Source organism: Sphingobium aromaticiconvertens (genome assembly GCF_037154075.1).
GTDB classification, from domain to species: Bacteria; Pseudomonadota; Alphaproteobacteria; order Sphingomonadales; family Sphingomonadaceae; genus Sphingobium; species Sphingobium aromaticiconvertens.
In genome coordinates, this window is sequence record NZ_JBANRJ010000001.1 from 1,487,159 (window position 1) to 1,508,537 (window position 21,379).

The 21,379-nt window shown below is 59.8% G+C and carries 25 protein-coding genes and 1 pseudogene; 16 read left to right on the top strand and 10 right to left on the bottom strand.

What is annotated here, in order from left to right:
- Positions 1-244: 244 nt before the first annotated feature.
- Positions 245-517, bottom strand: coding sequence for a type II toxin-antitoxin system RelB/DinJ family antitoxin (locus WFR25_RS07055; RefSeq protein WP_043150816.1), 273 nt, complete (start codon positions 515-517; stop codon positions 245-247).
- Between the two features lie 394 nt (positions 518-911).
- Between WFR25_RS07055 and WFR25_RS07060 the strand changes: the two genes are divergently transcribed.
- A complete protein-coding gene (locus tag WFR25_RS07060; protein ID WP_051519918.1) occupies positions 912-1,529 on the top strand; it encodes a hypothetical protein in 618 nt (205 codons plus the stop codon).
- Positions 1,526-1,798: a type II toxin-antitoxin system YafQ family toxin gene (locus WFR25_RS07065; RefSeq protein ID WP_043150818.1), complete on the top strand. Its 273-nt coding sequence runs from the start codon at positions 1,526-1,528 to the stop codon at positions 1,796-1,798. The genes WFR25_RS07060 and WFR25_RS07065 overlap by 4 nt, the downstream gene beginning before the upstream one ends.
- An 88-nt stretch (positions 1,799-1,886) precedes the next feature.
- On the opposite strand, the gene WFR25_RS07070 is transcribed toward WFR25_RS07065, so the two are convergent.
- Together WFR25_RS07070 and WFR25_RS07075 are read right to left on the bottom strand one after the other, a co-directional pair.
- On the bottom strand, positions 1,887-2,447 hold the full coding sequence (locus WFR25_RS07070) for a recombinase family protein (protein ID WP_004213255.1): 561 nt from the start codon (positions 2,445-2,447) through the stop codon (positions 1,887-1,889).
- Between the two features lie 170 nt (positions 2,448-2,617).
- Positions 2,618-3,040 carry a MerR family transcriptional regulator gene (locus WFR25_RS07075; RefSeq protein WP_014072603.1) on the bottom strand — a complete coding sequence of 141 codons (423 nt, stop codon included), beginning with the start codon at positions 3,038-3,040 and terminating at the stop codon, positions 2,618-2,620.
- 76 nt (positions 3,041-3,116) lie between these two features.
- Here WFR25_RS07075 and WFR25_RS07080 point away from each other — a divergent pair, with 76 nt between their 5' ends.
- The 4 genes from WFR25_RS07080 (at position 3,117) to WFR25_RS07095 (ending at position 8,371) form a co-directional block, all read left to right on the top strand.
- On the top strand, positions 3,117-3,512 hold the full coding sequence (locus tag WFR25_RS07080; protein ID WP_014072602.1) for a mercuric transporter MerT family protein: 396 nt from the start codon (positions 3,117-3,119) through the stop codon (positions 3,510-3,512).
- Positions 3,513-3,524: 12 nt separating this feature from the next.
- Positions 3,525-3,854: a heavy-metal-associated domain-containing protein gene (locus WFR25_RS07085; protein ID WP_004213249.1), complete on the top strand. Its 330-nt coding sequence runs from the start codon at positions 3,525-3,527 to the stop codon at positions 3,852-3,854.
- Between the two features lie 37 nt (positions 3,855-3,891).
- Entirely contained in the window at positions 3,892-5,310 is a 1,419-nt protein-coding gene (gene merA / locus WFR25_RS07090; RefSeq protein WP_004213247.1) for a mercury(II) reductase, read from the top strand.
- Between the two features lie 91 nt (positions 5,311-5,401).
- Entirely contained in the window at positions 5,402-8,371 is a 2,970-nt protein-coding gene (locus WFR25_RS07095; protein WP_014072601.1) for a Tn3 family transposase, read from the top strand.
- A 90-nt stretch (positions 8,372-8,461) separates the two neighbouring features.
- On the opposite strand, the gene WFR25_RS07100 is transcribed toward WFR25_RS07095, so the two are convergent.
- Positions 8,462-9,886, bottom strand: coding sequence for an ISKra4 family transposase (locus WFR25_RS07100; RefSeq protein ID WP_066488601.1), 1,425 nt, complete (start codon positions 9,884-9,886; stop codon positions 8,462-8,464).
- 172 nt (positions 9,887-10,058) lie between these two features.
- Here WFR25_RS07100 and WFR25_RS07105 point away from each other — a divergent pair, with 172 nt between their 5' ends.
- The gene (locus WFR25_RS07105; protein WP_061772305.1) at positions 10,059-10,655 is read left to right on the top strand and encodes a recombinase family protein; all 597 of its coding nucleotides are present in this window, start codon (positions 10,059-10,061) and stop codon (positions 10,653-10,655) included.
- A 3-nt stretch (positions 10,656-10,658) separates the two neighbouring features.
- Here the strand turns inward: WFR25_RS07105 and WFR25_RS07110 are convergent, their stop codons facing one another.
- From WFR25_RS07110 to WFR25_RS07125, 4 genes are all read right to left on the bottom strand, one after another.
- Positions 10,659-11,351: a plasmid pRiA4b ORF-3 family protein gene (locus tag WFR25_RS07110; RefSeq protein WP_066969391.1), complete on the bottom strand. Its 693-nt coding sequence runs from the start codon at positions 11,349-11,351 to the stop codon at positions 10,659-10,661.
- A gap of 10 nt (positions 11,352-11,361) precedes the next feature.
- The gene (locus WFR25_RS07115) at positions 11,362-11,760 is read right to left on the bottom strand and encodes a PRC-barrel domain containing protein (RefSeq protein ID WP_336969731.1); all 399 of its coding nucleotides are present in this window, start codon (positions 11,758-11,760) and stop codon (positions 11,362-11,364) included.
- A gap of 612 nt (positions 11,761-12,372) precedes the next feature.
- Positions 12,373-12,942 carry a Crp/Fnr family transcriptional regulator gene (locus tag WFR25_RS07120; RefSeq protein WP_336969733.1) on the bottom strand — a complete coding sequence of 190 codons (570 nt, stop codon included), beginning with the start codon at positions 12,940-12,942 and terminating at the stop codon, positions 12,373-12,375.
- A 141-nt stretch (positions 12,943-13,083) separates the two neighbouring features.
- A protein-coding gene (locus WFR25_RS07125; protein ID WP_156028742.1) for an IS5 family transposase occupies positions 13,084-13,844 on the bottom strand; the annotation gives its coding sequence in 2 pieces (ribosomal slippage) (positions 13,084-13,511 and positions 13,511-13,844; 762 coding nt in all).
- 483 nt (positions 13,845-14,327) lie between these two features.
- On the opposite strand from WFR25_RS07125, the gene WFR25_RS07130 reads away from it, so the two are divergent.
- Positions 14,328-15,149 (top strand): IS5 family transposase, encoded by an 822-nt coding sequence (locus tag WFR25_RS07130; RefSeq protein ID WP_336969734.1) that lies wholly within the window; start codon positions 14,328-14,330, stop codon positions 15,147-15,149.
- 95 nt (positions 15,150-15,244) lie between these two features.
- Here WFR25_RS07130 and WFR25_RS07135 read toward each other — a convergent pair whose 3' ends face one another.
- Complete coding sequence (locus WFR25_RS07135; RefSeq protein WP_336969736.1) at positions 15,245-15,421, bottom strand: DUF3606 domain-containing protein; 177 nt, start codon at positions 15,419-15,421, stop codon at positions 15,245-15,247.
- 171 nt (positions 15,422-15,592) lie between these two features.
- On the opposite strand from WFR25_RS07135, the gene ligD (WFR25_RS07140) reads away from it, so the two are divergent.
- The 8 genes from ligD (WFR25_RS07140) (at position 15,593) to WFR25_RS07170 (ending at position 20,105) form a co-directional block, all read left to right on the top strand.
- On the top strand, positions 15,593-16,420 hold the full coding sequence (ligD, locus tag WFR25_RS07140) for a non-homologous end-joining DNA ligase (protein ID WP_336969738.1): 828 nt from the start codon (positions 15,593-15,595) through the stop codon (positions 16,418-16,420).
- Positions 16,417-17,472 carry a non-homologous end-joining DNA ligase gene (gene ligD, locus WFR25_RS07145; protein ID WP_336969740.1) on the top strand — a complete coding sequence of 352 codons (1,056 nt, stop codon included), beginning with the start codon at positions 16,417-16,419 and terminating at the stop codon, positions 17,470-17,472. The genes ligD (WFR25_RS07140) and ligD (WFR25_RS07145) overlap by 4 nt, the downstream gene beginning before the upstream one ends.
- Positions 17,469-18,278, top strand: coding sequence for an exodeoxyribonuclease III (gene xth, locus WFR25_RS07150; RefSeq protein ID WP_336969741.1), 810 nt, complete (start codon positions 17,469-17,471; stop codon positions 18,276-18,278). The genes ligD (WFR25_RS07145) and xth overlap by 4 nt, the downstream gene beginning before the upstream one ends.
- Complete coding sequence (locus tag WFR25_RS07155; protein ID WP_336969744.1) at positions 18,275-18,775, top strand: cupin domain-containing protein; 501 nt, start codon at positions 18,275-18,277, stop codon at positions 18,773-18,775. The genes xth and WFR25_RS07155 overlap by 4 nt, the downstream gene beginning before the upstream one ends.
- Positions 18,772-19,230 carry a GFA family protein gene (locus tag WFR25_RS07160; RefSeq protein ID WP_336969746.1) on the top strand — a complete coding sequence of 153 codons (459 nt, stop codon included), beginning with the start codon at positions 18,772-18,774 and terminating at the stop codon, positions 19,228-19,230. Before WFR25_RS07155 ends, WFR25_RS07160 begins: the two co-directional genes overlap by 4 nt.
- A gap of 256 nt (positions 19,231-19,486) precedes the next feature.
- Positions 19,487-19,615 carry a type II toxin-antitoxin system ParD family antitoxin gene (locus WFR25_RS26590; protein WP_419723149.1) on the top strand — a complete coding sequence of 43 codons (129 nt, stop codon included), beginning with the start codon at positions 19,487-19,489 and terminating at the stop codon, positions 19,613-19,615.
- Positions 19,616-19,668: 53 nt separating this feature from the next.
- On the top strand, positions 19,669-19,827 hold the full coding sequence (locus tag WFR25_RS07165; RefSeq protein WP_336969748.1) for a hypothetical protein: 159 nt from the start codon (positions 19,669-19,671) through the stop codon (positions 19,825-19,827).
- A 110-nt stretch (positions 19,828-19,937) separates the two neighbouring features.
- A complete protein-coding gene (locus WFR25_RS07170; RefSeq protein ID WP_336969749.1) occupies positions 19,938-20,105 on the top strand; it encodes a hypothetical protein in 168 nt (55 codons plus the stop codon).
- Between the two features lie 94 nt (positions 20,106-20,199).
- Here the strand turns inward: WFR25_RS07170 and WFR25_RS07175 are convergent.
- Positions 20,200-21,270, bottom strand: a pseudogene (locus tag WFR25_RS07175) (IS5 family transposase).
- Between the last annotated feature and the right edge of the window lie 109 nt (positions 21,271-21,379).

Below are 21,379 nucleotides of genomic sequence, written 5' to 3' on the forward strand. Positions count from 1 at the left end.
GAGACGCCCACGGCGGCTCGGTCGGCGCTGTAAGGGACGATAGAGCCGTGCCCGCGAGGGCCGCGCCCTGTGGGATGCTCCTACGCTCGAAGCGATCCCGGTGAGATAAGAGAAGGTCCCTCTGCACCCTGAAACACGAAGGCCGCCCCTTGCTGCCAGAGCGACAGCGGGAACGGCCATGATGTTTTTTCACTTTTACGCATGAACCCACCGCAGCTCGCGGCGCTGGTTCAGTGCAACGAACCTAGTCCTCGTCATCGTCCTCATTGAGCGCGCCCATCAGATCCGCAACGGTAGCGAACCGCTCCACCCGGCCTTCGGACGCATCGCGCATCGCGGCCTGGGTGGCGGCGTTGGGAACGCGGATGTCAAAAGGCAGGTTCTTGTCAGAGGCAACGCGCACCAGCATCAGCCGAATGGCATCGGACACAGACAGGCCCATCCCCGCAAGAATTGCGCTGGCTTCTTTCTTCAGGTCGGAATCAATCCGAGCACGGACTACGTCTGCCGCTGCCACTTCACTTACCCCATATAATCATCCGAGCCACAATGTAGCTACAAATCCTAAATGGTCTCCTAACACCGGGGTGTCAATAGCACTACCCCTCTCTGCACTCTCCCGGGAGCACGTGAAGCACATGCAGCACGTGGGAGTACCATAAGCACCCATGAGCACAGTGGAGTCAGGTCATAACCACCTGAAAACACGCCAAAAAATGCGATCTGAAAAAAACATATGTTGCACAACCAAGTTTCAGTTGCAGCATATCGGGTGATTTCGCATGGTCTAAGTGCAACGAGCGCACATCCGATGTTGCGCGAGTAAACACCTACATCATTGAAATATAACGATAAATCTAGCATAACCTGTTTGTCGCCGCGATCAGGCGGCGACATGAGGAGTTAAATACATGACGACGATCAGGGAGGCGAGTGCAATCACGAAAAAGCAGCTTGCCCTGCGCGAGCTGCATTGGCCGGGCAAGGAGGACATGCTGTGGCATCGCCTCGCCAACAAGGGGTTCGCAACGATCCCCAAGACGATGCCTATGATCCTCAAGATCATGGACGACATGACCAAGGGGGCGCCGGTGTCCTCTACCTATCTGACGTTGTGGTGCCACACGTGGGACAACTCATTCGTCGTGCTGAACAAGCACGGCGACATGTCGACCGCGTCAGGCTTCGGCGGACAGCGCGGCGAACACACCTGGGCTAACCGGATGAAGAAACTTCAGGAACTGAAGTTCATCGACATCAAGCCGGGCAAGTCCGGGGCGATGGGCAATGCGATCATCTGGAATCCGCACCTCGTTTTGCGGTGGCACAATTCGATTAAGACGCCGGGCCTGACGCAGACAAGCTATGCAGCGCTGGTAGAAATGGCGTTGGAAATCGGCGCAAAGGACATGCTCGACCCGTGGACGCCGGCGCCACCTGACGCCCCGGCTCCGCCCCCCCCGCCGCCACCTCCGGCTCCTGCAGCCCCAGCGCCGCAAGCGACGCCAGCCACGGGAGAGCCAAAATGAGACCAGTAGAGATCACGGGTCGTTTCAAGCGCGATTACAAGCGTGAGAAGCGATCCGACGCGACCCTCGATGCCATTTTCCAGCCGGTCATCGACATGCTGGTGATGGATGAAGTGCTGCCGCCCAATCTGTCCGATCATTCGCTGACCGGCGAGTGGAAGGGATACCGGGATTGCCACATCAAGCCCGACCTGGTGCTGATCTACCGCAAGACCGAAGAAGCACTCGTCCTGGCCCGTATCGGTTCGCACAGCGAACTGTTCGGATGACCCGAGCGCCGATCCGGGGCGAAGGCGGCGTCACCTCAAGCTTTGTACGCTGAACAACGATTTTCCGGACATAATGTGAACATTGGTGTCAGGCAGCGGCGCGAAGGTACTGGTAGAGGGTTTCGCGGCTGATGCCCATGTCGCGCGCTATGGTCGCCTTGCGTTCACCGGCGGCAACGCGGCGGTGCAGATCGGCAATCATCTCATCCGAGAGCGACCGTTTCCGCCCCCGATAGGCGCCGCGCTGCCGAGCGATCGCAATGCCTTCGCGTTGCCGTTCGCGGATCAGAGCGCGCTCGAACTCAGCAAACGCACCCATGACCGAGAGCATCAGATTGGCCATCGGGGAGTCCTCCCCCGAGAAGGACAGGCTTTCCTTCTCAAACTCGATCCGGATACCTCGCTTGGTGAGGCCCTGGACCAGCTTGCGCAGGTCATCCAGATTGCGGGCCAACCGATCCATGCTGTGGACGACGACGGTATCGCCTTCGCGGGCGAAAGTGAGCAGAGCCTCAAGCTGGGGGCGGTTGACGTCCTTGCCCGATGCCTTGTCGGTGAAGGTCCGATCGAGCGACTGACCTTCCAATTGGCGATCCACATTCTGATCGAACGTGCTGACCCGGACATAGCCGATCCGTTGCCCCTTCACTGCGCACTCTCTCCATCAAAATGTCAGGTTGAAATCTATGATACGTAACGAAATTCGTCAACAAATTCCGTTTATCACCCTAATCTGACAGAAACCGCAGTACCGCCCTGACGTCCAGTTAGGCTATACTCCAAGCTGACATCACGAAATCAAATCCCTCAAAGATGGCGTCAATTGCCTTGATGGGGTAAAAACTGGAGTGCTTCCAGGATGGGACATTCGGCAACGTCATCTCCAGTGCATCTGGCTAACGTGGTCGCCAGCGTCACCTCTATCTTCTGCAAATCTGCAATGCGGCGGCGGACATCTTCAAGGTGGAGTTCGGTTCTCGCCATAACCTCCGCGCAGGTTTGTGCACCGGTATCGGTGAGCGACAACAATGACCGTATCTCATCCATTGCATAGCCAAGGTCGCGCGCGCGCAGGATGAACTGCAACCTTTGCACCAGTTCCGGCGAATAGACGCGGTAGCCGTTGGAACTGCGAGGCGGCCCCGGCAGCAATCCCACCTTCTCGTAATAGCGGATGGTTTCGAGATTGCAGCCTGTTTTCCGGGCAAGCTGGGCACGCAAGATGCCGACCTGTTGCTCCATGAAAATACCTCTTGAGTCTGTAGTGGCTACAGAGCCTACACTGCGAATCACTCAGTTGGAACAAGGGATTCAAGCCATGGTCTCAACGCCGGAAGCGGGACAGCCAGCCCTCACCGAAAACCACGAGCCGAAGCAGGCAAACTGGGTTGCGGCGGGCGCATTGATCGGCGCGGGGCTCGCCTCGGCTTGCTGCGTCGTCCCGCTACTGTTGGTTATGCTCGGAATTTCCGGCGCGTGGATCGCCAACCTGACGGCGCTCGAACCTTACAAGCCCTATGTCGCAGGCGTAACGCTCGCGCTGCTCGGCTACGGCTTCTGGCATGTCTATTTCAAGCCGAAACCGCCCTGTGAAGACGGTTCCTACTGCGCTCGTCCACAATCGGCTTGGACCACCAAGGCGGTGCTGTGGCTGGGCCTTGCCGTCGCCATCCTGGCGCTCACCATCGACTGGTGGGCACCCTGGTTCTATTGAAAGGAAATACCCATGAAAAAGACAGTATGTATCGCTATGGCCGTGCTGGCTATGGCTGGCGGCGGGGTCGCCTATGCAGTTAGTGGCACGGCGCAAGATCGCCCCGCGGCTACCGCAACCGCTCAGAAGCAAACCACCTTTGCCATAGAGAACATGACCTGCGCCACCTGCCCGATCACCGTGAAGAAGGCGATGGAAGGCGTCGCCGGGGTAACGGCGGTCACGGTCGATTTCGCAGCCAAGACCGCGCGCGCAACCTATAACCCGCGCCGCACCAATGCTGCTGCGATTGCCGCTGCATCAACCAACGCGGGTTATCCGGCGCGCGCTATTCAAAACTGAGCGGGGCGCCGCCAGCGCCTCAAGAAAGCGATAAGCAATGAACGACTGTTGCAACCGCCCCGGGCAGGAAGGATTTGACGTGGCCGTCATCGGCGCGGGTTCTGCCGGGTTCTCCGCCGCGATCGCCGCTGCCGATCTGGGCGCGAAAGTGGCGCTCGTCGGTCACGGCACGATTGGCGGCACCTGTGTCAATGTTGGCTGCGTTCCTTCCAAGACGCTGATCCGCGCCGCCGAAGCGGTGCATGGTGGGCTTGCCGCCGCGCGCTTTCCCGGCCTTGGGGGCGCTGTCCAGATGGATGACTGGTCCGTATTGGCGGCGTCGAAGGACGATCTTGTCACGACGCTGCGCCAAAAAAAATATGTCGATCTGCTGCCCGCCTATGACGGTGTGAGCTATATCGAGGGCAAGGCACGCTTTGCCGATGGTGCGCTGATTGTCGGCGATGCGCCCATGAAGGTCGGCAAGGTCATATTGGCGATGGGTGCGCACGCCGCCGTGCCGCCGATTCCGGGGATGGACAGCGTGCCCTACCTAACCAGCACATCGGCGCTGGCGCTGGATCGCTTGCCCAAATCGCTGCTGGTGATCGGTGGCGGGGTGATCGGGGTAGAACTGGGACAGATGTTTTCGCGTCTGGGCGTTGATGTCACCATCTGCTGCCGAAGCCGCCTGCTCCCCGAAATGGACCCGGAAGTGAGTGCCGCGCTGAAAAACTATTTGGAAGCCGAGGGCGTGCGGGTTTGCGCAGGTGTCGGCTATCAGCGTATCGCCCAAACACAGAGCGGGGTCGAATTGACCTGCGAGGGGCATTGTGACACCGTCGCGGCGGAACAGGTGCTCATCGCCACCGGACGCCGACCCAATAGCGACGGGCTTGGGCTGGAGGAGCGCGGCATAGTGCTTGCCCGTAATGGTGGAATCGTCGTCGATGACCACCTCGAAACGTCGGTTCCAGGCATTTACGCGGCGGGCGATGTAACGGGACGGGACCAGTTCGTCTACATGGCCGCCTATGGCGCAAAACTGGCCGCGCGCAACGCGGTGACGGGCAACCAATACCGCTACGACAATTCCTCCATGCCATCCGTCGTCTTCACCGACCCGCAAGTCGCCAGCGCCGGCCTCACTGAAACGACAGCACGGGCGCAAGGCCTGGACATCAAGGTTTCGCTGCTCCCGCTCGATGCTGTGCCAAGGGCACTGGCAGCACGCGATACGCGGGGTCTCATCAAACTGATTGCCGACAAGGCGAACGACCGTTTGCTGGGCGGCCAGATCATGGCACCCGAAGGCGCGGATTCGATCCAGACACTGGTGCTGGCGATCAAACACGGCATGACCACCCTGGAATTGGGTGCAACGATATTTCCTTACCTGACCACTGTGGAAGGCCTCAAACTGGCGGCCCAAACGTTTGATAAGGATGTCGCCAAACTGTCTTGCTGCGCCGGGTGATTGTTCGGGGATCAACCGGCAACGAATGGCCTCCCTCCAGTGCAAGCCGCTTTGGTGTCAATTTTGTTATTCGCCTCAGCGGGAGAGCAAAATGGCACGACGCCGACTTCTGACCGGAGACGAGCGCCGGCGCCTGTTCGATCCTCCTGTCCAAGAAACCGCGATCATTGGGCATTATACCCTTTCTGCGGAAGATGTTGAATTGGTTGGGCGCCGCTATGGTCCAGCAAATCGCCTCGGTCTGGCTGCACAAATCGCTTTGATGCGACATCCCGGCTTTGGTCTGCAACCCGAGATCGGGCTTCCCGACGTCATTCTTCAGTACCTCGCGGCACAGTTATTCGTCGATCCTTCCTCCTTCTCTGCATATGGTCAGCGCGCGCAAACCCGTACCGATCATGCCGATCTCGTGGCGCGTTATCTTGGCATACGCCCGTTTCGACGCGGCGACCTGGCACTTGCCCTGAATCTTGCCGCGCAAGCCGCCGAGTATACAGACAGAGGTGAACCGATTGTTCGCGCCCTCATGGTTGGCCTGAAGGGTGAGCGGTTCATTCTTCCGTCAGGCGACACACTGGAACGCGCCGGTCTTGCTGGCCGGGCACGCGCACGCAAAGCTGCCGCAGCCGCAATCGTCGAAGGCCTCAGCTCTGCTGAACTGACACGGCTAGACGAACTCGTAATCAACAACCCGGATTTCGGCATGACACCGCTGGCGTGGTTGCGTAATTTCGAAGAAGCCCCGACTGCGGCCAATATCAATGGCTTGCTTGAGCGCCTGCGCTATGTTCGCGGCATAGGTATCCACCCGGTAGTTGGGGGCGCCATTCCGGAATTCCGCTTTGCCCAATTTGTCCGCGAGGGCGGCGTGGCACCGGCATTCCTGCTTTCGGATTACAGCGTCAATCGCAGGCGGGCGACGTTGACGGCCGCAGTGATCGACCTTGAGGCCAGACTTGCCGATGCCGCGATCCAAATGTTTGACCGACTTATCGGCGGCATGTTCACGCGCGCGCGGCGTGGGCGCGAGCGTCGCTACCAAGATAGTATTCAGTCGGTGGGGCAACTCATGCGGCTGTTTGGCGCCACGATTACAGCACTTGATGAGGCTGTCCAGAATGGCGGCGATCCGCTCGAATTGATTGACGAAGCGGTGGGCTGGCACCGGCTTGTTGCGGCAAAGGCCCAAGTAGATGCCCTTGCTGATCTTGCCGGCGAGGACGCACTGGTAACGGCAACCGAGCGTTACGCCACGCTACGGCGTTTCAGCCCGGCATTTCTGGACGCCTTCACCTTCAAGGCGTCTGGAACAGGGACGGCACTGATCAAAGCCATCGATGTCATTCGCGATGCGAACACACGAAAGTCGCGCGACCTTCCCGATGGCGTTCCACTGCCATTCCCCAATCGGCAGTGGAAGCGTCTCATCACCGAAAGCGGCCGTATCGACCGCCGACGTTATGAAATTGCGATCATGGCAACCTTGCGTGATCGTTTGCGCGCCGGTGATGTATGGATCGAGGGAACCCGCAACTATCAGCGCTTCGATGCCTATTTGCTGGGTCGGCGCGACGCCGCCAAAGTGGCGGATGTGCTTCCGTTCGATTCAAATGCTGCATCCTACCTCGCTGACCGGGCACGAAATCTTGACTGGCGGCTGCGCCGATTTGCCAAGCAGTTGAAAACAAACAAGCTTGAGGGAGTGTCGCTCGAACGAGACCGGCTCAAGCTTCAGCAAATGCCGCCTGTCACCCCACCGGAAGCTGAAGCCCTCGATCGCAAGCTCGATACCCTGCTTCCCCGCGTGCGCATCACCGAGCTGCTGCTTGAAGTCGCCGAACGCACTGGTTTTTTGAACGCATTCCGTGACCTGCGCTCAGGCAAGGAGCACGACAACCCCAGCACGGTACTCGCCGCAATTCTGGCTGATGGCACCAACCTCGGGCTGGAGCGGATGGCCAATGCCAGCGAAGGCGTCAGCTATGCCCAACTCGCATGGACCCACAACTGGTATCTTTCACCCGAGAACTATCAGGCCGCGCTGGCCATGATCATCTCAGCCCATCACGAATTACCCTTCGCGCGGCATTGGGGCGCTGGCACCAGTTCGTCGTCCGATGGCCAGTTCTTCCGGTCGGGGCGGAGCCGTTCAGGGGCGGCGGACGTCAATGCCAAATATGGCGCCGAACCTGGCGTGAAAATCTATTCTCACCTTTCCGATCACTTCGCATCATTCGGATCACGGATCATGTCCGCGACGGCAGGTGAAGCGCCTTACGTGCTCGACGGGCTTGTCCTGGGCGCCGGCAACCTTCCGTTGCATGAGCACTATACCGATACCGGCGGCGCCACCGATCATGTTTTCGCACTCTGCCACCTACTCGGGTTCCGCTTCGCGCCCCGGCTGCGCGATATTGGCGACCGCAAGCTGGGTTCGATCGCTGCGCCATCGACATACAAGGGCATCGAAAATCTGATGGGCCGCACCATCAAAACGGCAGCGATCGAGGCCGATTGGGATGACATCGTCAGGATTGTCGCCTCAATCAAGGATGGCACGGTGGCGCCGTCAGTAATCTTGCGAAAACTTGCCGCCTACAAACGCCAGAACAGGCTGGATTTTGCATTGGCTGAACTGGGCCGTATCGAGCGCACTTTGTTCACGCTCGATTGGCTTGAACAACCGGAACTGCGACGTGCCTGTCAGGCCGGTCTCAACAAAGGCGAGGCGAGGCACACGCTTGCCGCCGCCATCTATACCAACCGGCAGGGTCGGTTCACCGATCGCTCGCTGGAAAATCAGGAATTTCGCGCATCTGGGCTGAACCTGCTGATTGCGGCGATTTCCTACTGGAACACGGTCTATCTCGACCGGGCCGCCCAGCACCTCAACGCTGTCGGCACGACGTTCGATGCGGCACTGCTTGCGCACCTTTCTCCGATGGGCTGGGCGCACATCAGTCTGACCGGCGATTACCTCTGGGAGCAGGCCAGGCGACTTCCAGCAGGTGAATTCCACCCACTCAACGAGCCAATGGCGCGGTTGAAGCGTGTAGCGTAGCCCATGTTCCGCTTATGTCCGAGAAATCGTTGTCTGGCGAACAAACCTTGAGGTGACGCCATGAGGTGGGGAGCATGAGAAAGTTGGGGGTCATGCCGCCTTCCGTTCGTCCCTCCACCTCTGAAAGTCATTGGCCAACGTGCCATCAAGGGTACGGACGCGGAGTTGCACAAGCAGATGCACCCCTCTGGGCGTCCACTGCATCTGTTGCTTCTTTGCGAAGCGCTTTGCGACGACCTGGTTGACGGTCGATTCCACGAAGGCGGTCGAGACTGCTTCGCCATATCGTCGTCGCTCGCCATAGTTCGGGATCATGCTGGCATTGGCGCTGATATAGCTTTCGAACTCCCGCAAATGCTTGAGGAGATTGCGAGCTTGCGGCGAGACCTGTGGGTGGCTCATCGGCTCGTCGGTGACATCCGGATCTGTCGCACCAAGCATTCTGGTCTCGACGTCGCCGATTAGGTCGAGAGCACGGCGCCAGTTGCCGTGCCAGAGGAAGTGCCGAACTCGCTCGAGAGTGGCGACGGCCACGTCTTTATCCGTCTCGGATGGGGGCGGCAATCCGCGCGCGATCTGCTGCATGACCGTCACCCGCATGGCGATGTGGAAATAGTCGAGGACATGCTCGGCGTTCGGCCGCATGTCCCATTGAAGATTGCGGACGTTCCTGCCACCATCGGACATGAAGGTGATCTCACGGTCCATCCCGACGCCTTGCTCCAGCAGCAATTCATGAAGGCGACGACGCGGCCTGTCGTCATGTCCGACCACGAAGCCGAACCGGCGCGTTGGCTCGCTAATTTCGCCATCCTCGCCCGGATCGACGACGGACTTACCCACGATCACCTCGAAATTGTTCGGCCGATCGTACCATGATCGTACATAGCCTCCATCGATCCCGACAGTGACAGGCGGTCCTGGCAGCGGACCATCGGTCCAGTCCGCCTCGCAGCCTTCGATGAAACAGCGTCGCTCGGTGCCAAGCTCGGCTTCCAAACGCTCCGCGACGCGTAGGGTGTCCTGCCGGATCGTCGTCGCGTTGATCGCGTCACCGATCGGAAGGACGTCGGCAAGGCGTTCCGCGGTGATGCCGTAGGACGCGAGCGAAGCCCAGCGCGCCTCTAGCTCGAGAAGGTCCGGCGTGACGCGTTCGGGCAGCGCCGCCACGATCGGCGCCGCGATACCCGCTGTGGGTTTACATGTACATCGCCGGAACCTGGTACTTGGCACGGCGATCTTTCCGAACGGCGTGCGCACCATGATCGAACGATGATCCTTGATTTGCCTTGCTGATCCGCAGCACGGACAAGCGCGCTGGCGGCGACACCAGTCGAGCGCCTGGGTCTGAACCACAGCGAGCTGCAGCGCGGCCAGCAGTCGCTTGCTCTCCGCGATCCTGAGACCGAGATCATCGATCGTAAGCGTGTCGTCGTCGCGTTCGATGACGGCGATGGATATGCCGCTGGTTGGCCTGTCGTCCGTTGCTGCGGTGAGGGTGATGGTGAAGCGCATGAGCTCATTCCTCCATGAAGAAGGGAACTCATTGGCCGGCACATCGGTGCCGCCGTCCGAAACCGACCGGTTACGGTCACCTACAGCTAACCCTGTCCATAAAATAGCCTTACCATCTTGCGGACACACCAATTTTACTGGACACCCCTTCCGGACAATCGAGGCCGGATCCATGTCACGCACCTTTGCCTATCTGCGCGTTTCGACCGTCGACCAGACGACCGACAACCAGTTGCACGAGATTGAGGCCGCTGGCTTTGCAGCGCAGCCGCGGCGGATCGTCGCCGAAACCATCTCCGGGTCGGTTGCGGCGAAAGAACGCAAGGGTTTTGCCCGGTTGCTTGACCGGCTAGAGGATGGCGACGTCCTCGTCGTCACCAAGCTCGACCGGCTCGGCCGCAACGCGATGGATGTGGCGAGCACCGTCGCCGATCTCGATCGCATGGGCGTTCGCGTCCACTGCCTGGCGCTGGGCGGCGTCGATCTCACCTCGTCGACAGGCAAGCTCACGATGGGCGTTATCAACGCGGTCGCCGAATTCGAGCGCGACCTGCTGATCGAACGCACCCAGGCCGGGCTACGCCGCGCGCGGGCGGAGGGCAAGGCCATCGGACGGCCTGCGAGCCTTACAACAGACGAGCGCGCCGAGGTCGAGCGCCGCCTTGAAAGCGGCGAAACCGTGTCCGCGCTCAGCAAGGCGTTCTCGACAAGCCGGCAGACGATCATGCGGGTACGCGATGACAGACGCGCTCAAGCCGAGCTTGCCTGAGCATCAGTCCACAGACATTGGCCGGTCCTTGCCGACAAACTCAGCCTTCAACGCGAGATTGATGGCGCGGCGATCGATGGAATCTGGATCGTAGCGCAGCAGCGGATCATCTGGACCGTCGAACCCGGCGCGGTCAGCTGGCGTCCACTCTTCGCCGTCATCTTCCTCGCCGTCGCTGGTATCGTTTTCATCCAGAAAGTCATCCAGGCCATTTCCCTGATCGAAGCGCAATTCATCGAGACGTTCGAGCAATCGCTCATATCCACCCGGTCCGCCGATATCCTCAGGCGGACCGGCGCGAGCACCATCGGTGCAGACCGGCCAGGGCTTGTCTGCGCTCGGTTGTTCACGCGCTTCGACGCGGATCTCGTGCTCCCAGAAATCGCCGAAGTCGTATTCGTACATCATGCGTTGCCGCACTCGCAGCGACAGGTCGGCAAGTGTCAGTTCCCTCAGAATTTTCCCGTCCTCGACAAGGTGGTGACGCTCACCCGTCCTTTGCGTGCCGAAACGGCGCCCATGCACCTTGAAAGCATGGAGATGATAATCTTCCCAACCAAACGCGATCTGGATTACCCGGTGCAGACCAAAAAGCGTCAGATCGCTGCGAACCAGCAAGCGTCGCCAAATCATCGGCGATATATCCCGGAGGCCGACCTTCAGACGGTAAGCGACAAGCGGAGCCGGTTTCGACATGCTCCTAAAGCTACCGGATCAGCACCGTCACCCCCAGCTTTTTTATGCCCCCCATGAGGTGCGAAAAGTGGCCGGTCGAACAGGCCGCCAGCGCATCGACGGCATGGGCTACGGTCGATCCGTCCGAACCGATGACGAGCATGCCTTCCAGTTTTGAGAAAGCGAGCAGGGTCTCCCCGCTTTCGGTCTCGCTGCGGCTCTGCTCCGCTTCGACCGTGTCGCTGATCCGCGTCTGCCAGCCTAGCCAGCGCCAGATACCGAACAGGTCCACCACCCCAAGAAAGATATTGCTCCAGAGCAACTGGGTCTGGTCCGTGGCCACGCCAACTACGATCCACGCGATCGCGCCGAACGTGAAGACAACAAACCCCCATCCAGTCACACGCGGTCCGAGGTTCGATGCTGTCATGAGGGCCGCCAGGCATGTTGCGCCAAGTGCGATCCATCCCGCTATGTCACCCATTCATTCTTTTCCTTTCGTATTGCCCGAACGCTACCGCCGGCCTGCTGCCCTGTTACCCATCAAACGCCTGGACGAGCGGGAAGGCGCGGCTGCCGCGCTATTATCCTGAACAAGCCTGTGGGATTGCCGTGAGAGCGCGCCGTATCTTGAAGGGTCATCGGATTGACCATCGTAGTCGTGGCCGTCGGCGCGAGACGGTCGATATACGAACTCCCCACCGTAAGGGATTGCGTGAGTAGATCGCTGGTCAGCTGGGCGCGCATATTCCTGGAATTCGGGCTTTCAACAGATTGTTGAAAAGCACTTCCGGTGAATCCCGTCGAGGCGCAGTTAAGGTCTAGCCGGGCAGGGGGGGTGACTTCGGCGCTTCCAGACACGGGGTTGTTGCACTACTCGTGTAAATGCGATCGGCGGTGAGCGGTTTAACGGGTAAGCTGTGCCGGGAGCCAAGTGCGGGCCGCCAGAAGGACTTTACCCTGATTGAAGTAGCCGAGCGCGCAGCGATGATCGTTGCATCGTCAGCTGGTCCGGGATCCTTGTTGACCATATACTAGTGGTTTAGCGAAGTGGTTCGATTAGTCGCTCATACTCGGCTTCTGGTTTCCCGTAAGCCGTTCCGGCAAAATCTTCGAGATCGGATCGATTGCGGACGGTGACCAGACCTCGCGTCGATCTTATAAACCCCAGGCCCTCGAGCGAATGCAGAGCGATCGTAACGCTCGGTCGACGGACTCCCAGCATCAGCGCCATAAATTCATGGGTGAGCACGATTTCATCATTATCCTGGCGGTCGTGGCTCATCAGCAACCACCGAGCCAGCCGTTCCTCAACTGTATGAAGTGCATTTGACAAAGCCGTGTAGGCGGTTTGAACCGCGAAGGCCTGAACATAGCGCGAGAGCAGCTTTCGCAGGTCGAGACTTGCATCCAAGGCGCGTTGGAACGCGCTGACAGAAATGGCGTATCCGTCCCCACTCACCTGCATGAAGACCCGATGAGGCGTGCGATCACTATCAAGAACGATTGAGGTACCGATCATACCATCACGGCCGGTAAGACCGATTTCGATGCTTTGGACTTCTGATGATATCGCAGCGCGTGAAGAGCTGAACATCGCGGATCGGTACATCAAGCATTCTCCCTGTTGATCCGGACAGGAACCGACAGAGTAAAAAGAAGTTTCCGAAAACTTCTGGATAAACGCTTATTGCCGACCGGACTAACTTAAATCAAAAGAATAGATCAAAAGGCTCTAACCTAGGGTCAGGACTCATTGATTGATCCAGAATATAACGGTCGCGGCGATGCAGATGGCGGACATGAAGGTATGGGCGCAACGATCGTAGCGCGTGTGGATGCGCCGCCAGTCCTTGATCCTGCCGAACATATTCTCGACTTTGTGCCGCTGTCTATAGAGCGCCGTGTCGTGTGGAATGGGCACTTTCCGGTTCCCCTTTGACGGGATGCAGGCCGTGATCTTGCGGTCGGCCAGTGCCGCGCGGAACCAGTCGGCGTCATAGCCCTTGTCGCCCAGCAGGACCTTTGCCTTCGGGAAGGCATCGATCATCAGTGCAGCGCCCTTATAATCGCTCATCTGCCCTTCACTGAGCAGCATGATGAGCGGTCGGCCTTTGCCATCGCATACGGCATGTAGCTTGGAGTTCAGGCCGCCTTTGGTGCGTCCGATACGTCGGGGAACATCCCCTTTTTAAGCAGGCTTGCCGCCGTCCGGTGTGCTTTCAGGTGGGTTGCATCGATCATCAACTGGTCGGGCTTGCCGCCCTTTGCTGCCAAGCCAGCGAAGATTTTGTTGAACACGCCGAGCCTGCTCCAGCGGATGAAACGATTGTAGATCGTCTTGTGTGGGCCATACTCCTTGGGCGCGTCGCGCCACATCAGCCCGTGCTTGATGACGTAAATGATCCCAGACACTATCCGCCGATCATCCACTCTTGGCACCCCATGAGACAAGGGAAAATACGGCTCGATCCGGCGCATCTGCGCCTCACTCAGCAGAAACGGAACATCCATCGGCAGCGCCTCCTAACGCTGCTATTGAATCAACCCATCACCCAATGCGCAAGCAATTTAACAGGTCCTGACCCTATGTTAGATATAACGCCGGAGTCCTAACCCATGTATTACCGGATCGAGATCTTTCTCTCAATAGGTCCATAGTATCCGCAGTGAGCGTCATGCGCTGTCGCTTGGACTAACAAATAATCGACGAGATCATCGAAATCTTGCCCAATGAGCCTAACTAGGCGGACGGTGCCACCCCCATTGAGCCGATCGCTCCGATATATCTCCGCACTTCCGTCAGGCGCGGCAATCGGTGATCTGTCACAGCGGCCGGCAACCCTCTGTTCCAATACGACCAGGCGATGCGTTGTTTTTACTATGCGTCACTTAGAGCCCGATCCGAAACTAAGTTGAGTGGTATCAGCGGGTTAGCTTGACGCTTGCCGCAGTCGTTGATTCAGGGGTTTTGCAACAAACTTCCGGAGATTAACGATGTGGACCGATACCACTCGGGCGCAATATGCCCGCGCGGGACTGACTTTGCCAAGCGATTTGACCGATGCCGAATGGTCGGTGCTCGAACCTTTCTTGCCGCCACCCTCCCACGTAGGCCGTCCGCGCAAATGGCCGCTGCGACGGATCGTCGAGGCGATCCTGTATCTGCTGCGTGGGGGGCTGCCGTGGCGAATGCTGCCGCCCTGCTTTCCGCCGGTCTCGACAGTTCGGCGCTGGTTTTACCTGTGGCGCGATAACAAACTGTGGCTCTCGCTCAATCATACCCTGCTGTTGATGGCGCGTGAAGCGACGGGCCGCGAGGCTTCGCCCAGTGCTGGCGTGATCGATAGTCAGAGCGTGAAAACAACGGAAAGTGGTGGCCCTCGCGGCTTTGACGCGGGCAAGAAAACCAAGGGGCGCAAGCGCCACATCCTCACCGACACCGAGGGCCATTTGGTTCATGCGGTGATCCATACCGCCGACATTCAGGACCGCGACGGCGCGCCGCTGGTCCTGCGTGAAATCATCCACCGCTTTCCATGGCTGCGCCATGTCTTTGCCGATGGCGGCTATGCTGGCGACAAGCTCAGGGAAGCGCTCCGGCGTACCGGCAAATGGACTGTCGAGATCGTCAAGCGATCCGATGTAGCAAAAGGCTTCGTGGTTCTTCCGCGCCGCTGGGTCGTCGAGCGAACACTCGCTTGGCTGAACCGCAACCGTCGGCTCGCCAAGGACTTTGAACAGACCATCGCATCGGCAACTGCGTGGCTGTTCATAGCTTCCATCCAGCTATTCGCGCGTCGCATCGCAAGACTATGAAATTTCATCGGATAATTATGAATCAGGCTCTTAGGCTGCGGTCATCGACCGCATTGACGGCATTACCGAGGTAGGCCGTCACCGGATGGTTGGGGCTATTGCTTCAGATGCTGCCCGACGGCTTCAGCGCTGTTACCAACTGCCTTCACTGCATCCGCCAACTTCTCGCGGCTGACTCCGAATTTATCGGTCCAGTATGCGACCTCATAGTCTTCGCCCATCGCGATCCGCGAGCTGTCCTGGGGGCTCCGCAATGTCTTGTCGTCGGCCATCCTGTCTCTCCTGCAAGCGGTTTATCTGGTTCTCCCAACGCCGCGCCGTAGATCTGGTTTCCCGGCGCCGACTGACCGCTGGTCTCGAGCGATGAAGCGAGTCTTGCCAGCGCCGGAACGAGTCGCGGCCGCAGGGATTACTGAAGGTATGCGAGTCAAAGACATTCCATCATGGCGCGGGTGAGCGCAGCGCGCAGCGCCAAGACGGTGCCGCATGCCGCCGGGCGGGGCGCTGCCACCGGTCCACCGCCATTTCAGCCGGTCCAACTGGCGACCCTTGTCGACACCGTGCCAACCGGAACACGCTGGCTCCACGAGATGAAATATGACGGCTACCGCGTGCTGCTCGCGGTGGGCGGGGGCACAGCGGTTGCCTATACACGCTCGGGGCTCGACTGGTCGGAGAAATTCGCAGGATTGGTCGAGGCGGCCAGCAAACTCAAGGTCGCCTCCGGGCTGATCGACGGCGAGGCCGTCGTGCTTGATGCCGATGGCCGGTCGAGCTTTCAGGCGCTGCAGAATGCTCTGAAAGGGGCGCCTGCGGATATCGATTATTTTGCATTCGACTTGCTCGAACTTGATGGCGAGGATCTCACGCAATTGCCGCTCACAGAGCGCAAGGCGCGGCTCGAGAAGATCCTGCCCAAGGGTGGCGACCGTCTGCGCTATTCCGACCATATCGTCGGCGATGGCGAGAAGCTGCTCCACCAGTTCTGCGATGCCAATCTCGAAGGCGTGATCTCGAAAAAGATCGATGGTCGCTATGTCGGATCGCGCTCGGGCGGGTGGCTCAAGACCAAGTGCATCCGCCGCCAGGAATTCGTCGTGGTCGGCTGGACCCCATCGGATAAATCTCGGCTGTTTCGCTCGCTGATCCTGGGCGTTCATGAAGACGGCGTGCTGCGCTATGCCGGCAAGGTCGGTACCGGCTTCGACACCCAGGAAATCATCGACCTGATGGCGGTCATGGGTCCGCTCGGGCAGGACGCACCGACGTGAAGGCGCCGCGCGCGGAGGTCCGCGGAGCGCATTGGATCAAGCCCCGGCTGGTCGCCGAGATCGCCTTTACGGAGATGACCGATGAGGGGACGCTGCGGCATCCCTCCTATCTCGGCATGCGCGAAGACAAGAAGCCCGAAGCGGTCGTTATCGAGACCGAGGCGCCCGTTGAAACGGTCGCCATGGCGAGCTCTTCCGTGACGATCAGCAGTCGCGAACGGGTGATCTTCCCTGAGGGGAAGCTCACCAAGGGCCAGCTGGCCGACTATTATGCGCAGGTCGCGCCGATCATGCTGCCCTGGGCCGGCTCGCGACCGATCAGTCTGGTGCGCTGCCCACAGGGCCGGGCCAAGAAATGCTTCTTCCAGAAGCATGACGCGGGCAGCTTCGGAGATGCGGTCAGGCATGTCGCAATTCGTGAGAAGGACGGGCATGACGAGCCCTATCTGTATATCGACACCGCCGATGGTCTGCTGACCTGCGTGCAGATGGGCACAATCGAGTTTCATGGCTGGGGTGCGCGGATCGAGGATGTCGAAAAGGCCGACCGGCTTGTATTCGATCTCGATCCTGATGTCGGGCTCGACTTCGAGGCAGTGCGCACCGCGGCTTTCCACTTCCGCGACATCCTCAAATCGATCGGCCTCGCAACTTTCCCGATGCTGACCGGCGGCAAAGGCGTGCATGTGATCGCGCCTTTGGTGCCACAGGCCGAGTGGCCTGAGGTCAAGGATTTTGCCCACCGACTGGCGCAGGCGGTCGCACAGTCAGACCCCAAGAATTTCACCGCGGCCTTGCCAAAGGCGCAGCGCAAGGGGCGCATTTTCGTCGATTATCTGCGCAACCAGCGGGGGGCAACCGCAGTCATGCCCTATGCCGCCCGCGCCCGCGAGGGCGCCCCGGTCGCAGTGCCGATCACATGGAAGGAAATGGAGACGATCGACAAACCCTCGCATTGGTCGATCCTTGATGGGATCGAACTGGTCAAGCGCGCCGGCTCGAAGGCGCTCGCTGGCTGGGGGCGCGCCGATCAGGTGTTGCCGGACCTGTGAAGATCGCGACCTATAATGTGAACGGCGTCAACGGCCGGCTGCCGGTGCTGCTGCGCTGGCTTGCAGAAGCCGAGCCCGACATCGTCGTGCTGCAGGAACTCAAGGCGCCGCAGGAGCGGTTCCCCGAAAGTGCGATCCGTGACCTTGACTATGACGCAATCTGGCTTGGGCAGAAATCGTGGAACGGCGTCGCGCTGCTCAGCCGGGTCGGCGAGATCCATGAGACGCGTCGCGGACTTCCCGGTGATCCCGATCCAGCCCAGAGCCGCTATATCGAGGCTGCGGTCAACGGCATCCTGATCGGCGGACCATATTTGCCGAACGGCAATCCCCGACCGGGACCCAAGTTCGACTATAAACTGCGCTGGTTCGATCAATTGATCGAGCATGCCGCCGGGCTCCTCACCAGCGGCCTGCCGGTCATACTGATGGGCGATTTCAATGTCATGCCCACCGACCTCGACGTCTACAAACCCGAGCGATGGCTCGACGACGCGCTGTTCGCGCCTGAAGTGCGCGAGGCCTATTTCCGTCTATTGGGACAGGGATGGACCGACGCCTTGCGCACCATGCACCCGGACGAAGTGATCTACACGTTCTGGGATTATTTCCGCAACGCCTATGGCCGCAATACCGGCCTCAGGATCGATCATCTGCTGCTCAGCCCGCTGCTCGCCGACCGGCTGACCGATGCGCAAGTCGACGCCTATGTCCGCGGTTGGGAGAAGACCAGCGATCATGCGCCGGTGTGGATCGAGCTCGCCGACAAGCCCAAGCGCAAGCGCGCGAAGAAGGGCGCCGATTGAAGCACATCGAGACCTTCATGCTCACTAGGCATGGCTGGGTGCCCAACAACGCGAGGCTGCCTGTTATCCTCTATCGGAACGCGTTGGACGGTGAGGGCAGTGCGCTGGCCGAAGCGTTCGAACTTCTGTTTGCGAAGCATGGCTGGCCGCCGGACTGGCGCGACGGCATCTTCGACTATCATCATTATCATTCGACTGCGCACGAGGCGCTTGGCGTGTTCGCCGGGCAGGCGACGCTTGAGCTGGGAGGACCCGGTGGCAAACGCGTCGCGGTGTCCGCTGGCGATGCCGTGATGCTCCCGGCCGGCACCGGGCATCGCGCCATCGAGGCGAGCGACGATTTTCAGGTGGTCGGCGCCTATCCCGAGGGGCAGGCGTGGGACATTTGTCGCGCCGCGCCTGACGACGCGGCGCGTGCCCGGATGGAAGCCTTGCCCGATCCCAGGCGTGATCCGGTGACCGGCGGGACCGGGGCGCGTACAGGAACGGACGCATGAGCGCCTGGACCGGCGGCTGTGCATGTGGCGAAGTGCGCTACACGCTTGCGTTCGAGCCATTCGATGCCGGCTACTGCCATTGCCGAATCTTTCAGCTCACGAGTGGCGCGCCGGTGATGGCGTTCGCGACCGTCTCCCTGGATGGCTTTGCAATCACGCACGGCGCGTTGAAGATACGCCGCTCCTCTGATTTCGGGGCGCGCGGCTTTTGCGGCGACTGCGGGAGTCCGCTGACGATGCAGGTCGATCACCAGCCCGACACGATCGACTTTACAATCGCGACGCTCGACCAGCCGGACTCTGTCGCTCCTGGTTTCCACATCTGGCATCGGAACCACATCGGCTGGTTTGAGACCGCCGATAGGCTGCACCGCCATGAGCGGTTCCGACCGGATACGGTCGGCCTGACGGGCGCGACCACTGCTGGAGCGCCGGACAGAACGAATATTCGCTAGACTGCCCATATTCACTGCGCAGCGAATTTCCAACAAACAAATCAGCTCGATCAAGCGCGCTCTGGCCGCTCCTCAGTGATCGATGCGGCGCTTTCGCAACGAGACCGTCAACTCATAGCGGCGATGCTTTGGACGATTACGGCGTACTTAAGTTGATGCAATCACTGAAAGCTGTCGGATGCCCTCGCATTGCAGATATTTGCGGAACCAAATGCCGCGTGAAGTTGTATGTCTTTGTCATACAATGAGGAACGACATGTCAGGTCGTCAGATCCGAACCATATCACTCAGCCACGAACTCGATCAGTTCGTCGCCTCGCAGGTCGCATCCGGCCAATATAGCAGTGCGAGCGAGGTGGTAAGAGCTGGCCTTCGTGCCTCGTAGTTATCACATAAGCGGATTCCGCGGCTCCTCATAAGGGGGCTGGGGAAGTCGGCATGACAGCATCCGAAGCAGGCAGGCTGGATAGCCCTGAGACTGACCATACTGCCCGGCCGAAGGTGTGGAGAGGCCGGCCCGACCATATCCCAGATCGCCTGGAGGGCGATGCAGATGCGAGCCGGATCACCATCAACGAAGAGCTGCTTGCCGCCTAGCAGCGGCGAGCTCGCCGCGTTCGATCCGCGCGTCCAGGTCTGACCTCGAGGCATTCGATCTGCGTTGCCGGCTGACAAACCGGATCGCGTTTGCCAGCATCGCCGAGATCGTGGCCGCCTATCTGGATGAGCGGGCAGGGAAGGGCGCCGAACCCGAGTCGCTCTGCCGCTACAGAGAGTCGATCGCCAAAATCCACCAAATGCTCGACCTGAAGGATCCGACACAGGCGGAGCTGGACACCCCAAAAACCGGCACTTTGATGCTTCCGTTGCGGTGATGGCGGCATGACCGGGGCACAGGGCGCTTTGGCGGGCGGCTTTTCGGTCGCCGGATGGGACATTTCATGACCTTTTCCGGGGTGCAGGGCAGACTCATGCTGTGACGGCGCGTCGTTCGTGGAAGATCAGGCGGTCGAAGTTATAGGCCAGATTTGCCAAGGTGAGTTTCGCCTCTGCTCGCTTGATGCCGATCGTGCGGATGAACAGCCCAAACCGGTTTTCTGATGCGCGAACACATGCTCGATCCTGGCACGGATCGCGGACTTTGCGGCATTGGCGCGGGCGGTAGCCTTGGGCATGGACTTTCCTTCGAGCTTGCGACGGTGGATGCGACTGGTCAGCATGCGATCGGACAGCCATGTTTCGTTCGTCCTGGAGCGGTATGCTGTATCGGCCCAGACCTCGCTGCTGGTATTTTCCGCGATGATTTGGCGCAGCATGCGCCCATCGGCATGGGCTGCCGAGGTCACCTCACCCGCGCGAATGAACCCATAGCGGCGGTCTATGCTGATATGGCTTTTGTACCCGAACACCGGCAAGGCGATCATCGGCAACGGCTTGCCATCCCTGTAGCGCACCTTTCCGCCGATCTTGAGCGTCCAGCGCGCGTCTGTGTCCTTCTGTGCCGCCTTTGCCGGGTCATCAGGCCAGATGTCCTGCGCCGATTTGCCATCCTTGATGGCCTGCCGCTCGTCATCGGTGTTGCGCTGCTTGGGCGCTGGCACCAGGCTGGCATCGATGATCTGGCCCGACATAGGGATGTAGCCCTTCTTGTGCAGTTGCCATTCGAAGGCCTTCATCACCCGCTTGAGCGTCCCGGTCTCCGTCATCCGGTTGCGAAAGTGCCGGATCGTGTTCTCGTCGGGGGTGCGGTCACCCAGCGCAAAGCCCAGAAACCGCATCCAGCTCAGCCGGTCCCGGATCATATACTCCATCCGCATCGGACAGATTATGCTGGGTCTGCAGGATCAGGATTTTAAACATGGCAACGGGATCGAACGGCGGGCGACCGCCCTTGCTGCCATCGCAATAACCCAGTCCCTCGACCAGCCAGACCCGGAAATACTCAAAATCCACCGTCCGTTCCAGGATCTCAAGCGGATCGCCGTGGCGGCTCAGCATCTCAAGAAGGTCGTTCAGGCTGAAAAGAGACTTGGGGTCCATGGCTCATCACCTCCAATGGCTACCCAATCAATGAATCACGAATAACCTAAATCCGCCAGAATTTTTGCGGGTGTCCAGCTGGTCAATCTTCTTTTGCAAGCGATCCGGT